Annotated in this window: 10 protein-coding genes; 3 read left to right on the forward strand and 7 right to left on the reverse strand. The window is 61.6% G+C overall.

The features are described 5' to 3' along the window. Positions 1-80 precede the first annotated feature (80 nt). Positions 81-3,296 (forward strand): DEAD/DEAH box helicase, encoded by a 3,216-nt coding sequence (locus ACIOU9_RS11005; protein ID WP_402696920.1) that lies wholly within the window; start codon positions 81-83, stop codon positions 3,294-3,296. A 62-nt stretch (positions 3,297-3,358) separates the two neighbouring features. Here the strand turns inward: ACIOU9_RS11005 and ACIOU9_RS11010 are convergent, their stop codons facing one another. Next, a complete protein-coding gene (locus ACIOU9_RS11010) occupies positions 3,359-3,802 on the reverse strand; it encodes a MarR family winged helix-turn-helix transcriptional regulator (protein WP_166650777.1) in 444 nt (147 codons plus the stop codon). A 423-nt stretch (positions 3,803-4,225) separates the two neighbouring features. Here ACIOU9_RS11010 and ACIOU9_RS11015 point away from each other — a divergent pair, with 423 nt between their 5' ends. Continuing rightward, on the forward strand, positions 4,226-5,023 hold the full coding sequence (locus tag ACIOU9_RS11015; protein ID WP_133834030.1) for a dioxygenase: 798 nt from the start codon (positions 4,226-4,228) through the stop codon (positions 5,021-5,023). Positions 5,024-5,110: 87 nt separating this feature from the next. On the opposite strand, the gene ACIOU9_RS11020 is transcribed toward ACIOU9_RS11015, so the two are convergent. From ACIOU9_RS11020 to ACIOU9_RS11045, 6 genes are all read right to left on the reverse strand, one after another. Beyond that, positions 5,111-7,072, reverse strand: a complete 1,962-nt coding sequence (locus tag ACIOU9_RS11020) for a S8 family peptidase (protein ID WP_402696922.1) — start codon at positions 7,070-7,072, stop codon at positions 5,111-5,113. 580 nt (positions 7,073-7,652) lie between these two features. Continuing rightward, positions 7,653-8,594 (reverse strand): AEC family transporter, encoded by a 942-nt coding sequence (locus tag ACIOU9_RS11025; RefSeq protein WP_402696924.1) that lies wholly within the window; start codon positions 8,592-8,594, stop codon positions 7,653-7,655. Positions 8,595-8,716: 122 nt separating this feature from the next. Then, positions 8,717-10,045, reverse strand: a complete 1,329-nt coding sequence (locus ACIOU9_RS11030) for an enolase C-terminal domain-like protein (RefSeq protein ID WP_402696925.1) — start codon at positions 10,043-10,045, stop codon at positions 8,717-8,719. 3 nt (positions 10,046-10,048) lie between these two features. Continuing rightward, positions 10,049-11,650 carry an aldehyde dehydrogenase (NADP(+)) gene (locus ACIOU9_RS11035; protein ID WP_402696927.1) on the reverse strand — a complete coding sequence of 534 codons (1,602 nt, stop codon included), beginning with the start codon at positions 11,648-11,650 and terminating at the stop codon, positions 10,049-10,051. A gap of 50 nt (positions 11,651-11,700) precedes the next feature. Further along, the gene (kdgD, locus tag ACIOU9_RS11040; protein ID WP_105656281.1) at positions 11,701-12,639 is read right to left on the reverse strand and encodes a 5-dehydro-4-deoxyglucarate dehydratase; all 939 of its coding nucleotides are present in this window, start codon (positions 12,637-12,639) and stop codon (positions 11,701-11,703) included. Between the two features lie 138 nt (positions 12,640-12,777). Beyond that, on the reverse strand, positions 12,778-13,668 hold the full coding sequence (locus ACIOU9_RS11045; RefSeq protein ID WP_105656282.1) for a LysR family transcriptional regulator: 891 nt from the start codon (positions 13,666-13,668) through the stop codon (positions 12,778-12,780). A 151-nt stretch (positions 13,669-13,819) separates the two neighbouring features. On the opposite strand from ACIOU9_RS11045, the gene ACIOU9_RS11050 reads away from it, so the two are divergent. Continuing rightward, positions 13,820-14,818: a tripartite tricarboxylate transporter substrate binding protein gene (locus tag ACIOU9_RS11050; RefSeq protein ID WP_105661987.1), complete on the forward strand. Its 999-nt coding sequence runs from the start codon at positions 13,820-13,822 to the stop codon at positions 14,816-14,818. Positions 14,819-14,862 lie beyond the last annotated feature (44 nt).

Genomic DNA, 14,862 nt, shown 5'->3' on the forward strand with positions numbered 1-14,862 from the left:
CACCGGGCATCTTGCTTTCCGGCTCGCTAAGATGGAATCTAGCTCTCGGGCGCCCACTGCACGAACAATGAACGGCGAGTATGGAATTCCAGCTGACACTTTCTGCGGCCCAGACCTTGGTGACCGAATCCGAATACAACCTGGGCCAATTCCTGTGTGATTCCGGAAAAGTGCAGATCGCCAACCGGGTAATGCGCCCGGGATCTACGCGCATCTCCGGTGTGGTGCTGCGCGAATCGGTGATGGCCCAATTGGAAATCACCGCGGGCAATATCAGCTTCACCAGCTTCTGCGGCAAGCATCCGGGGGTTCAGTCCTGTGAAGACGTCGCCGCCTTGCTCATTGAGGTCACCACCGAAGAAGACCAGGGCTTCTTCGTCTCCGACTCCGGGGTGGATCCCCACGCATGGAAACGCAATAGCAAGCCGCAGTGGGAACGCACCCTTGACCGTCTGCTTCCAGTCATTTCCGATGAGCCGCTGGTTGCCGAAGAACCGCTGGGATTGATCCTGAAAGTGGTCAGCGAACCGCGTTATGGCGGCGAGGACGCGCTGACCTTGCAGGCACGCCCGGCCCGCCAGGGCACCAAGAGCCCCTGGATCCAAACCGGGATCAGCTGGCGCAATGTCGCTTTTGATACGCGGTTCTCCAAGAAGCAGCGTCGTGCGGTCGTTGAACTGGACCGGTTGCGTGAACACGTTGAACAAGATACTTATCGCCATTCGTGGGATCCCAAGGAGTGGATCTCCTTGATGGATCTTCCAGGCCAGGACCTGCTGGATGCGTTCGAAGCCCTGCGTGAAGCTGGAGTGCAGATCGTCAACGGCGGTTCTACGGCCAAGGCCCCGGTGGAGTTCAGCGAGCAACCAGCCATGGCACACGTGGATGTGCGTCGCGGTGAACATGGCCTGAGCATGGAAGGGAAGCTGCGCGGGCCGAGCGAAGAGCACGTCTACCTCTTGCCCATAGGCACGCCGCCGACCTTGTTGGCTTACGCGTCCAGCCCCTTGCCGAAGGCCAGGGAAATCGGTTTGGCCCGGTTCGCTGAACCGGTCACGAAGGAACTGGCCACATTTATTGAATCCGGTGCGCAATCCATCCCGCAGGAAGGCGTTGAGCTTTTCGAGCGCCAGCACCTGGACCGATTGCGCCTGATGGCACCGTTGAAGAGCGAGGATGACAGCTACAGCATCCCTGTTCCAGCACGCCCCAGCCTCAAGCTGTCCCTGGAGAGCATCCGAACTCCGCTGACCGTGAGCTATTCCTGGGAGTACGCCTCCGCGGGCCCCCGCCAGTATGCCGTGGAAAAGGAAATTGCTGCTTCGGTGCAGGACAAGCTCGGCGCGCAGGCTTCCTTGGGGCAACTGACCTCTTCAGGAATCTTCCCGCCGAAGGAATTCAGCACCTCCGAATCCATCGATTTCTTGGTCTACGCATTGCCGCTCTTGGCAGAGCATCCCGATGTGGTCGTTGAAGAGCAGAACAGGCTGCCGAAGTACCGGATCAGCCACGCGCCGGCCGCTGTCAGTGTCGAAGCCGGCGAAAGCACGGGGGACTGGTTCGACTTGTCTGTGGAAGTGCTCCTGGACGAGACCAAGGTCCCGTTCCCACTGCTGCTGGAGGCCTTGACCAAGCAAGATGAGTATCTCGTCCTCGATGACCTTACGGTGATCCCGATTGATGGTGCAGATTTCACGCAGCTGCGCCAGCTGATATCAGAGGCCGGGGAGCTGGGCACGGTGCAGGGCGATACGATCCGCATCCATAAGTTGAGCATCGACTGGTGGCAAGAACTGGTGGATCTGGGCATTATCGAAGCCCAGCACAACCAGTGGCTGCAGACCATGAAGGCGCTGCAAAGCGGTGAAGAAATGCAGCCGGTCCAGCTAGCGGAAACGTTCAACGCTGAACTGCGCCCGTATCAGGGCCACGGCCTATCCTGGCTCAACTTCTTGCGTACCCATGATCTCGGCGGCGTCCTTGCCGACGATATGGGTCTGGGCAAGACCGTCCAGCTGCTGGCTTGCCTTGAACAAGCGCGCGTCGAGGATCCTGCCCAGAAATTCCTGGTGCTGGCTCCTACCTCGGTGGTGGGCAACTGGATCAATGAGGCGCAGCGATTTGCGCCGCAGATGAGAGTCACCGGCATCACTTCAACAGCTAGAATGAGCGGCCAAAGCATGGCGTCGCAGATCGGTGACGCCCAATTGGTAGTTACCAGCTACACGATCTTCCGCCTGGCCTATGAGGATTTTGAAGCCGCCGGATTCAACGTCATGATCATGGACGAGGCCCAGCAACTGAAGAACCATGCCTCCAAAGGCAACAAGCAGGCCCGGCAGCTGCCAGTGCCGTGCAAATTCGTGGTCACTGGCACACCCATGGAAAACAACCTGATGGAACTGTGGGCGTTGGTCTCACTGGCTGCACCAGGCCTGCTGGGCGGTGCGAAGTCCTTCAAGGACAACTACCAGAAACCCATTGCCGACGGAGACCAGGAGCGCCTGGAGCGCCTGAAGAGCCGACTGCGTCCGTTCGTGCTGCGCCGTACCAAGGAACAGGTCGTTCCAGAGTTGCCGGCGAAGACCGAGCAGGTGCTGGAAGTCGAACTGGAGCCGGGGCACCGCAAAGCCTATGACCGCCGCTTCCAGCGCGTGCGGCAAGAAGTCCTGGGCCTGGTTGACGACGTTGATTCGAATCACTTCCAGATTCTCCAATCGCTGACCTTGCTGCGCCAGCTGGCCTTGGATCCGTCCCTGGTAGGCGAGGGCGATGCCCCGAGCGCGAAGCTTGAAATGCTGCGCGAACTCATGGGGGACGCGGTTTCTGAAGGGCATAAGATTCTGGTCTTCAGCCAATTCACCAGTTTCTTGGCCAAGGCACGCGACGTCGCTGAAGAGCTGGGCATTGAGCACGGATACCTTGATGGGTCCACCACTGGCCCAAAGCGCAAGGAACTGATTGACGGTTTCAGCGAGGGAGATTTCCCGGTCTTCTTCATCTCGCTGAAGTCCGGCGGCTTCGGCATTAACCTCACTTCCGCCGACTACTGCATCTTGCTGGACCCATGGTGGAACCCGCAGGCCGAAGCCCAGGCTATTGACCGGGCCCACCGCATTGGGCAAACTCGTCCGGTCTATGTGTACCGCTTGGTGGCAAAGGACACCATCGAATCCAAGGTGCTCGCGCTGCAGGCCAAGAAGACGCAGCTGTTCAATGATGTCCTGGGAGAGACTGCCCAAGCCGCGCAGAGTGCGGCGTTAAGCGCCGATGATTTCCTGGCGCTGATGGAGTGAGCCTAAAAAGCTGAAGCCTTGGAAACCAGAAGGTCTCCAAGGCTTCAGCTGAAGATCGGGAACTAGAGAATCTGTTCAAAGCTGTCGTTGAGGCGGTGCAGGAGATCTCCAAAATTCTTCAGTTCGGAGGCTTCCCATTCCTTGAGCTGGCGGCGCAGTTCCTCACGCAGCGTGTTACCGCTGGAGCGCCATTTTTCCTTGGCGATTTCTGTTGCCGAGACCAGCTGGGCCCGGCCATCGGAAGGATCCTGGGTGCGGGTGACAAGTTCCAGAGACTCGAGGTGCTGCACGAGGCGGGAAATAGTCGCCTTGTCCAGACGCAGTTTTTCTGCGAGTGCTCCCTGTTGCTGGGCTTCATCACGGATGACCACTGCAAGCAAGCGGTACCCCGGATCCTGCAGGTCCGGGTGGATGATCTTGGCGCGACGGATCAGCATCTGGCGGGCGCGCAATAAGATGGCGGTGAATTCTTCTTCGACCGTCTGCATCAGTTCTTCTTCTTGCATACAAACCATTCTAAAGATTAATGGTCAATAAGTCTGATATTGGAAACCGCAGCCGTTCGAAGCCGAAGTGTTGAACGTACTGCGAATCCCCAGCTGAGCGTAATTAATGGCTTGGAAAAGACTGGCCAGGCAACGCCTGATGCCTGCAAAGCCGTACAGTTCCACTTCTCCGGCGCAGCTTAGGAACGACTTGCCAATTGCATTCGTGATTAGAGAAGCAATAGATTTCCGCCGCCGCTCAGAAGCAGAGCAAGAAAGCCATGGCCTCCGTTGCCGCTGGCGTTGGACCCAACGTGGTGCGGCGAATCTGTCCGCACTGTCCACGGGCCTCTTGGAGAGCATTGAGGGTCTTGCATGAATTAGATATCGGGATTCATGAAAATAAAGCTTGACGCTTCAACTAATGGTTGGTAGTTTTTAATCATGAATCAGCTATCCGATACCCCTCCCGTCTTGTTCCTTAGCCATGGCGCACCGCCACTGGCCGACGACCAGCGCTGGACCCAGGAGCTGGCTAGCTGGTCCGGCACTTTCGAGAAGCCGAAAGATATTCTGATGATCTCCGCGCACTGGGAAAATGCGCCGGTGACGCTGAGTGCTACCCAGCAGAAGAACGAATTGGTCTACGACTTCTGGGGCTTCGACCAGAAGTACTACGACGTTCGCTACGACGCGCCAATGGCGCCCGGGCTGGCCAATGAAGTCGAACGGCTGACCTCGGCCTATGGCCATCACGTGGAGCGCGACGAGACGCGTGGACTGGACCATGGCGCCTACGTGCCGCTGAAGGAAATGTTCCCGGATGCGGATGTACCGGTGGTGCAGATGTCCATGCCAACACTGGATCCTGCAGGACTCTTTGATCTGGGCAAGAGCTTGGCACCCTTGCGCGAGCGGGGAACCTTGATCGTTGGCTCCGGATTCACCACCCACAACTTGCGCTGGTTCAACCCAGCCGGCGGGCCGGATTCGGCGCCGCCATCGGCCTCCAGCGAGTTCGACCACTGGGCCGAGGAGGCAATGGCCCGCGGGGATGTGGACTCCATCCTCGACTTCCTGCACAAGGCCCCGGCGGCCCGCGAAGCGCACCCGCGCTCGGAGCATTGGGCTCCGCTGTACGTTGCGCTGGGTGCGGCATACGCCTCGGGTGGAATTGATGCCAAGACGGCAATTGACGGTTTCTGGTACGGCCTGTCCAAGCGCTCCTGGACCTTGAGCTAGGCGATATCCCTATCTTTCCCGCAGCAAGCGCGGCACCGATTGGTGCCGCGCTTGCGCAGGTAATAGTGGACTTTTCTGGTCGATCCTCTAGCTGGCGGCTACCGATGCATCATCAATGCGGAACAAGGTAGCCTGCGAGCTGTCTTCCACGCCCTTGAAACGCAAAGTAACGGTCTTACCGCGGAAGTTGTTCAGGTCAACGGCCTGCAGTTCGTAGGACGAGCCGGCATCCAAGTTCGACCAGGTGCCCATGTTGTAGGTTCCGTAGCCGTCCAGAACCTGTACGGTCAGCTTGTCGTACTGGCTATAGGCAGTAGTTTCATTGGTCAGCACATGCAGGTAGAACTCCAGCTGCGCATTGGTGGCATCTGCCGGGATGGCGACCTTCTGGTCCAGGGTGTAGGTGTTGGAATTGCCCCAACCATTGAGCCCAGCTAATCCGCTGCCGGAGCGGGCTGCCGAGCCGGACTCGAAGGTGTCGGCGCGGTTGGCGGTCCAGTAATCCGCCCCGTTCTCGAAACCTGCATTTTTCAGCAGGTTGCCGCTTGGCTCCGGATCCGGAGTTGGCTCCGGGGTTGGTGTTGGGTTGCTGCCGTCCAGGGCATTCATGATCTTGGCGGCATCCACCAGTCCGGCGCCGCAACCGATGCTGCAACCGCCTGGCATCGCGCGGGTGCCCTGCTTCAACGCAGTTTCCACGGAGGCGGGGGACATCCCAGGGTCTGCCGACTTCATCAGTGCGACCATGCCCGCTACGTGCGGGGTGGCCATGGAAGTGCCCTGGTAGAAGGCATAGCCCTGGCTGGATGGAGTAGTGGTGCCGGTATTGATGGTGGACAGCACGCCTTGGCCGGCGTAGCGGGTGTCGCCACCAGGTGCGGTGACGTCAACGGCCGAGCCGTAGTTCGTGTAGTACGACGGAGCGCCCGAAGGGTTGCTTGCCGCGACGGTAATGACGTTTTCGCAGTTGGCCGGGCGGGAATTCGAAGCGTTCTGGCTTTCGTTGCCGGCGGCAACTACCACCGAGGTGCCGCGCGAAACCGCGGCGTTGATGGCCGCCTGGTAGGTAGTTCCGCAAGCGCCGCCACCGCCCAGGGACATGTTGATGGTGTCTGCCGGGGTTGGGTTATTGGCAATTCCCGGGACCGAACCGCCCGAAGCCCAAATGATGGCATCGGCGATATCGGACAGGCTGCCGCCGCACTTGGCCAGGACGCGGACCGGCTGGATCTTGGCATCCGGGGCAACTCCGGCCACGCCGCTGGAGTTGTTGGTGACTGCGGCTACGGTGCCGGCCACGTGGGTGCCGTGCCAAGAGGAATTGCCCGAGTAGCTGCCGCCGCATTCGCCGGCGGCGTACCAGTCGCCCTCATCCTGGGGGTTCGCGTCGCGGCCGTTGCCGTCGCGGGCCGAGGTAGAGCTGGAGACGAAGTCGTAGCCGGAAACGATGTTGGCGTTCAGGTCCGAGTGCGAGGTGATGCCGGTATCCAGGACAGCGACGATGCTGCCCTCGCCGGTGGCGATGTCCCAGGCCGAAGGCAAGCGCATCCCGTTGGTGCCGCTGTAGTGCCACTGCTCGCCGTACCGGGTGTCGTTAGGCGTCATGGAAATCTTCATAATGGCATCGGGTTCCACCGATTCCACGAGACCAGACTGCGCAATATCGGCCATGAACTCCTTGGCGCCTTTGCCCTTGAGTTTCTTGTCGGCCTTCACCACGAAGCTGCCGGTGGCCATGGCTCGCATTTCCTTGACGGTAACGCCTGCTGCCTTGGCTGCTTTGCCCCAGGCCTTGGCGCGGGAGGACTTGCCCGTCTGCGTGGCTGAAGCCTTGTAGGTGACGATGAACTGGTCGTAGGCCTCGCCTGATTGAACCGAACCGATCTTGACCTTGTCTTCGCCATTTGCCTTGGGGAGGGACTTTTCAGCGGGAGCCGATACGGGGGAGGCGGTAGCTGGCAAGGCGCCAGCGCCGAAGCCGCTCATGCCGATCACTACGGCCGCGGAGACGGCCAGGGTTCTCCGAAGAGGGGTAGAAAAACGTGCCATTGATGTTCTCCTTGTAGGGTTTTTGGGCGCACAAAGGTCGGTGATCAATCGATGTGGTGTGTGCCGGTAGGAGCGTAACTGCTCGGCAACTCCTAAAGGAAGTACTTCTCAAATAAATCTTTTATATTCGCTCATGTACTAAAAAGGTGTTTCACATATTTCTGTGGAACTATCCCGGCGGACTCGCAGATTCGAAAAATGAATGATGGTTATCTGCATGTTTGGGGAGTTCGAAATTTTCAGATCCGCACTGACCATGGAAAACACATAATTATTTGCATAGCGAACGCTATCTTTCCAAAGTTGTTTCACGCTAGAAGTACATTCCGGGATCCAGCTCTCCTGGCGTCGAAGCCTTGGTCCAAGCGTGCTAGGTATCTTGGCTAATTCATTGAATAAATGGCGTCCCTCCGGATTCGGCACCGTGCGATGGCTGATAGCGCCTTGGTTGCCAGCTCATCGGCTGGACGCTTGGCCAGCCCATCAGTTCCGCCGAGTTACCGTTCGGGAGACAGCTGGCAACGGATTGCTTCGGCAGGCCCAAGATGCCCACCGGCGCGAATACCGGTGCTGCACGTATCTAGCCCAGCAAGAAGGCAATGACCAGCACACTGGGAAAGGTCAGCAGGGTGCTTGCCAGCACCACTTCGCGCGGCACGGCGACGGGCAACTTGAATTGCTGGGCAAACAGCAAGACGTTTTGCGCGGTTGGAAGCGCCGCCATGATCACTACTCCGAGAAGTTCGATTCCGGATAGGCCGAAAACGAAGCGGGCAACGAGCCAGGCGAGCAAAGGCATGAAGAACACCTTGAACGCGGTCGCCAGATAGATTTCGCCGCGCAGGTTCTTATCTGACAATGGACGCTGGCCGTATAGCGCCATTCCAAAGGACATCAGCAACAGGGGGATGGATGCGTCGCCAATCATTTGCACTGGCGCATGAATGACTTCGGGCAGTGCCAGGCCAAAGAAGGAGAACACCGCACCGAGGAAGGTCGCAATAGTGACAGGGTTGGCGATGGGCTTGAGGATCATTTTCGCACCGGGCAGGCTATCCGCGCCACCGGACTTGGCGCGGGAGAGCACCGCGAACATGCACAGGTAGACGGGAGCGATGATCAGCAACTGCGCGATGAGCACCGACACTACGGGACTGGTGCTGCCCACCGCATAAAGGGCCAGCGGCACACCGATATTTCCAGCATTCACATAACTCGTGGACATGGCCGCAACGGGCAGCCGATGAGCTGGAGTCTTGAAGGTCAGCCGCGCGACCAAGGCATAAGCGGAGCCGGTCAGCACGGCAACCATCAAGGCTATCGGGGTGAATACACCAACCACCGCATGCAGATCGGTGCTGGCAAGCAGAGTGAACATCAGGGCGGGGTTGGTGATGTAGAAGATGAGCGGGGTCAGCCCCTGGGCAATGGCCGCGCGTTGTCGCGGCAGCGCGACCGACGTCAGCAGGCCGATGCCGATGAGGATCAAGACAACGGAGAATCCCTGTAGAACTCCTTGCATATTGCCTTTCCCGCCCGGTACTGGTGTTCCCAGCTCCGGGGCTTCTCGAAGCCGTGGACGGCGAGGGTGCGAATGCTCCCTCTACCGTCCACGGTGCATTATTCAGATTCCCTGGCAGCCCATCAGCGAACCAGCGCGGGACTCTTCGAATCGAAGGTCCAGCCGGGAATCAGGTATTGCATGGACACCGAGTCGTCACGCGAGCCCAACCCATGTTCCAGGTACAGTTCGTGGGCTTGGGCGACCCGATCCATGTCCAGGCTGACACCCAAGCCGGACCGCTGCGGAACCTTGATCTCTCCGTCCCGAATCACCAATGGTTCCTCGGTCAGGCCCTGTCCATCCTGCCAGATCCAGTGGGTATCGAGTGCCGTGATCTCGCCCGGAGCAGCGGCGCCGACCTGGGTGAACATCGCCAGCGAAATGTCGAAGTGGTTGTTCGAGTGCGACCCCCAAGTCAGTCCGAACTCGTTGCACAGCTGGGCAACGCGCACTGAACCGGACATGGTCCAGAAATGCGGATCTGCCAGGGGGATGTCTACCGCATTGGTGCGCACCGCGTGCGCCATTTCTCGCCAGTCAGTCGCAATCATGTTCGTGGCGGTCTGCAGACCGGTCGCCCTGCGGAATTCGCTTATGACCTCGCGGCCCGAGAAGCGGCCCTCAGGGCCGCACGGATCCTCGGCATAGGCCACCACTCCACGCATGCGCTTGCCAAGCCGGATAGCATCTTCGAGCAGCCAGCCGCCATTGGGGTCAAGCGTGATCCGGGCTTCGGGGAAGCGTTCCTTCAAAGCGATGACAGCATCGACCTCGGAGTCCCCGTCCTGGACGCCGCCCTTCAGCTTGAAATCCTTGAACCCGTAACGTGCCTGCGCCGCCTCGGCCAGGCGCACCACGGCTTCTGGCGTCATGGCTTCCTCGCGGCGCAAGCGCTCCCAATCGTCGTTGCCCTGCGGTTCGCGCAGATACGGCAGATCCGTCGTATCCGGGTTGCCCACGTAGAACAGGTAACCGAGCATCGGAACCGCGTCGCGCTGCTGCCCATCGCCGAGCAGTTCGGCCGCCGGCACTCCGAGGAACTGGCCGTGCAAATCCAGCAGTGCAGACTCAAGTGCGGTGACTGCGTGCACGGTGGTGCGCAAATCGAAGGTCTGTGCACCGCGTCCGCCGGAATCGAGGTCTGCGAAGCGGGCTGCCACCTGGCGCAGCAGCGAACGGTAAGTCGCCACAGGGGCGCCGGTAATCAGTGTGCCGGCCTCCTCTATGGTCGAACGGATCGCTTCGCCGCCAGGTACCTCGCCGAGGCCAGTGCGGCCTTCGGAGTCAGTGATGATAGCGATATTGCGCGTGAAGAACGGCCCGTGCGCCCCGGAGAGGTTCAGCAGCATGGAGTCATGCCCGGCGACCGGGATGACCTTCACCGAGGCAATGGTGGGCTGGGAAGTCATGGATTATTCGCCTTTCGCCTGCAGGACGCCGTCAATCCGGCGGGTCAACTTCCACGGATTGTCTTCCGCGATGGGCTTGGGCAAAAGCGCGTCCGGGAAGTTCTGGTAGGCGACCGGGCGCAGGAAGCGCTCGATGGCCAGGGTGCCCACCGAGGTGGTCCGCGGGTCGGACGTTGCCGGGAACGGACCTCCGTGCACCATCGCGTGGCCCACTTCCACACCGGTTGGCCATCCGTTGACCAGGATGCGCCCGACCTTGGTTTCCAGCGTCCCGATGATCTGCCCTGCGGCTTCGTGATCCGAATCGTCCAGCTGCAAGGTGGCGGTGAGCTGGCCTTCCAGCCGGCCCAGCGCGGTTTGCAGCTGTGCGGCATCGGCGTAGCGAATCACCAGCGAGGCGGCTCCGAAGATTTCGTCTTGCAGCACCGGGTTGGCCAGCAGCTGCTCCACTCCAGCGGTGTAGATGGCCGGTGCCGGAGCGTTCTCGGTTGCCCCTTCGGTGCCACGGCCCAGCAGTTCGACACCGTCCTGGCTGCCGAGCGCTTGGACACCAGCGGTCCAGGAATTGTAGATTCCCTCGGTGAGCATCGTCTGCCCGGAAGTTTCCGGTGCCTGGCCGCTGACGGCGCGGGCGAATGCGTCGCCGGCAGCTCCAGTGGGAACAAAGACGAGACCCGGTGCGGTGCACAGCTGCCCGGAAGAACCGACAACAGAAGCCAAGTAGGCCTTGGCCTGCGCAACGGGATCCTGCGCCAATGCTCCCTCGAAGAAGATCACCGGGTTGATGGAGCTCATCTCGGCATACACCGGGACAGGTTCCGGTCGCGCGGCCGCGGCGGCCATCAGGGCGGTGCCGCCGGCCCGCGAACCGGTGAAGCCCACGGCCTTGATGGCCGGATCCTTCACCAGCGCCTGGCCGATCGACGCGCCGGGGCCATAAACCAGGGAGAAGACTCCCGGGTGCAGCCCGAAGTCGGCGACGGCCTTGCTGATGGCATGGCCAACAATCTCGCTGGTTCCGGGGTGCGCATTGTGGGCCTTGAAGACCACCGGGCAGCCGGCAGCCAGCGCGCTGGCGGTGTCGCCGCCGGCGGTGGAGAACGCCAGCGGGAAGTTCGACGCGCCGAACACCGCGACCGGGCCCACCGGGATCTTGCGCTGCCGGATGTCCACGCGCGGGGCCGGGGTGCGCTCTGGCAGGGCCGGGTCCACGCGCACGCCGTGCTGGTCGCCCTGGCGTACCACCTGCGCGAACAGCCGCAGCTGTCCGGTGGTGCGCCCGCGCTCGCCGGTCAGGCGCGCCTCGGGCAAGCCGGTTTCGGCCATGGCGCGAGCGACCAGTTCGGCGCCCACTGCCTCGATGTTCTCCGCGATGGCTTCCAGGAACTCTGCGTGCTTCGACGGTTCCAAGGACCGGAAGGACTCGAAGGCCTCGGCCGCCGCAGCGGTGGCCAGCTTCAGCTGCTGCTCATCGATGAGGCTGTAGGCAGGTTCCAGGCGCTCGTTGGTCGCCGGGTTATAGCCGTTGACCTTGCGCCCGTTGCCTTCGGTGCTGGCGCCGGCGAGGATGGACTGGCCGGTGAGGTTCTGCGTGGTTGTGCTCATGAATTGCTCCTGAGTCGACTGATTGGTGTGTCGTAAAGTGCCAGTGCTGGTCAGAGGCTCGCGCCGGCGGGAACGATGCCTGCCTGCTGGATCAGCGCGGACAGGTCCGCCAGGTCCTGCTCGGTCAGATCCTGCAGCGGCGGGCGCACCGAGCCGGAGTCGCGGCCGATGGCCTTCAGCCCGCCCTTGACGATGGATACGCCGTAACCCTTGACGCGGTCGCGGATTTCCAGGTACGGCAGCACGAAGCGGTTCAGCTTCTCGTTGACCGCCTTCAGGTCCTGGGCGCGCACATCCTTGTAGAAGTCCAGCGCGAATTCCGGAACGAAGTTGTACATGGCCGAGGAGTAGGTGCTCATGCCCAGCTGCAGCAGCGGCAGCGCGAAGGTCTCCGCGGTAGGCAGCCCGCCCAGGTAGAACAGGCGGTCGCCGTTCTTGGCGTACACCTTGGTCAGGTGCTCGATGTCGCCCAGCGCGTCCTTGAAGCCGATGAAGTTCTCGTGGTTATCGGCCAGCCGGGCCACGGTGTCCGCCGAATAGATCGCGTTGGCGCGGTTGTAGACGATTACGCCGGTCGTCGTCGATGCGCAGATGGCCGACGCGTGCTGGTAGAGCCCTTCCTGGTCGCATTCGGTCAGGTACGGTGGCAGCAGCAGCAGGCCCTCGGCCCCTGCGGCCTCGGCGTCTTGCGCATTCTGGATGGCCTGCTTGGTCGAACCGCCGGCCGAGGCCAGCACCGGAACCTTGGAGCCGGCTTCTTCCACTGCCATGCGGACCACACGCGAGGCCTCTGCCGGGGTCAGCGTGAAGCCTTCGCCGGTGCCTCCGGCGGCGAACAGTCCCGCGACATCGAAGCTGGACTGCCAGGCCAGGTGGTTGCGGTACGCGGCCTCGTCGATTTCCAGGTTCGCGTCGAATGCGGTGACCGGGAAGGAGAGCAACCCGTCCTTGAGCTTGGAGGCAAGTTCGGCGGGGGTGTACTGGGCCATGGTTTGTTCCTTTGACTGGTTCCCACCTCAGGCGAGGCGGGAAAGCTGGGGGCGGTGCATTGGTATTACCCTCAGCCTAGGAACCCTCTATGATGCCTGTCCAAGCCCATATTTGTATTGTTTGATACCTACTGTGCATCATTCAGCGTGCAGCGCGTGGCGCACGATCGAGACCACCCGTTCCAGCGCCGGATTGCGCGAGGACTTGCTCCAGATGGCGTGCAGCTGCACCGGATCGTCGGTAACCTCGCCAAGCCGCAGGTAGCTGACCCCGCCCACGCCCAGCAGCTTGGCACTCTCCGGGACGAAAGCAATACCGCGCCCGGCGGAGACCAGCGCGAGCATGGTCAGCACCTGGCTGACGGTATGGCGCACGTTCTTGTGCTCGATGTCGACGCGGCGCACCACCAGGTCGTAGAAGTAGCGGGCCTTGGTGGGGGAGTGCATGATCAGCGGTTCGTTGCGCAGGTCATCGAACAATACCTCCCGCTGCAGCCGGGCCAGCCGGTGGCCGGAGGGCACTGCCACGTAGAGCCCCTCGGTTAATAGCAGTGCGGATTCGAAGAGCTTCTCGTCGAAGGGCGGGCGGGCTAAGCCCAGATCGATGTCGCCGTCCAGCAGGGCGTCGACCTGCTCGCCGGTCACCATTTCCGACAGCTCCAGGTGCACCTGCGGCATCTGCGCGGAGATTTCTCCCAGCAGCGGGCCGAGCAGGCTGAAGCCCGAGGCCGCGGTGAAGCCGATGCGCAGCTCGCCCAGCTGGCCGGCGGCGATGCGGCGGGCATTGTCCGGGGCACGCTCGGCGGCCACGACCAGCCGGCGGGCATCCTGGAGGAAAGCATGGCCCGCCGCGGTGAGGGCCACGCGGCGGTTGTCGCGCTCGAGCAGTTCCACGCCGACCGTGCGCTCGAGTTTCTGGATCTGCCGGCTCAGCGGCGGCTGAGTCATGTTCAGCCGCTCGGCGGCACGGCCGAAGTGCAATTCCTCGGCAACGGCAACGAAACTGCGTGCTTGGTCCAGAGTAAACATTTGATACCTTTCTGGAATCATTCTATGCACATTCAACCTTGGACATGCATCACTTCAAGTTTCTACGCTTGACTCCAAGACCAGCAAGGTGAGCTGTCTCACTCGAGGCCTCGGCCGGGGTCCCACACTCGACACCACAGGAGAACTTCCCATGAAAAATCGCTTGACTCGCCGCTCGCTGCTCGCCCTCTCGGCCACTGGCGCGGTACTAGCGCTTTCCGCCTGCGGCGGCAACGTCGGCGGGGGCTCGGCCTCCGCCGAATTCCCCAGCGGCCCCATCACCCTGACCGTCGGCCAGGCGCCTGGCGGCTCCACCGACCTGATCGCGCGCGCCGCGGCGGACGGCATGGCGGATTCCCTGGGCGTGGCCCTGCCCGTGGTGAACAAGCCGGGCGCCAACGGCGCGCTGGCCACCGAAGAAGTGGCGGCCATGGCCCCGGACGGGCAGAACCTCGTGCTGCTCAACGCCTCGTTGATCACCATTACCCCGCTGGCGGTATCCGCGGACGAGGCGGTTTCGCTCGATGACCTCGATGTCCTCATGGGACTGAGTCAGGATGACTACGTCATGGTAGCCAGCACCAAGTCGGGGATGGAGAACTTCGATGACATCAAGAACAGCGGCAAGAAGCTGTCCTTCGGCACTACCGGCGTGGGCACCGGCTCGCAGCTGGCCCAGGAACTGATCCTGGCCCAGGCGGGCATCGAAGGCACCACAGTACCATTCGACTCGGGTTCCCCGGCACTGACCGCCGTCATGGGCGACCAGGTACAGGTCTCCACAGTGCAGCTGGGCGAAGCCAAGCCGCAGATCGACGCCGGCACCGTCACCCCGATCGTGGTCTTCTCCTCCGAGCGCAATGAGTTCCTTCCCGATGTGCCCACCGCCATCGAGGCAGGCTATGAAGTCCCGGTCTCCCAGTACCGCGCCATCGCAGCCCCGAAGGGCCTGAGCGATGACGCCAAGCAGAAGCTGGTGGCCTCCATCAAGGACGCGGTAGCCACGGACACCTACACCTCGTTCAACGAGAAGAACATGCTGACTCCGAACGAGATTTCCGGCGAGGAAGTCACCGCCGAATGGAATGAGCTGGCCGCGAAGTACAAGGAACTGACCGATGAGTACGACATCTCGCTGGCCGGCAAGTAGCCTCCCGGCAGCCAGCTGATCCGGAACACTTCAAGCACAGGAGG

It is taken from the genome of Glutamicibacter sp. NPDC087583 (genome assembly GCF_044743685.1).
Taxonomy (GTDB): domain Bacteria; phylum Actinomycetota; class Actinomycetes; order Actinomycetales; family Micrococcaceae; genus Glutamicibacter.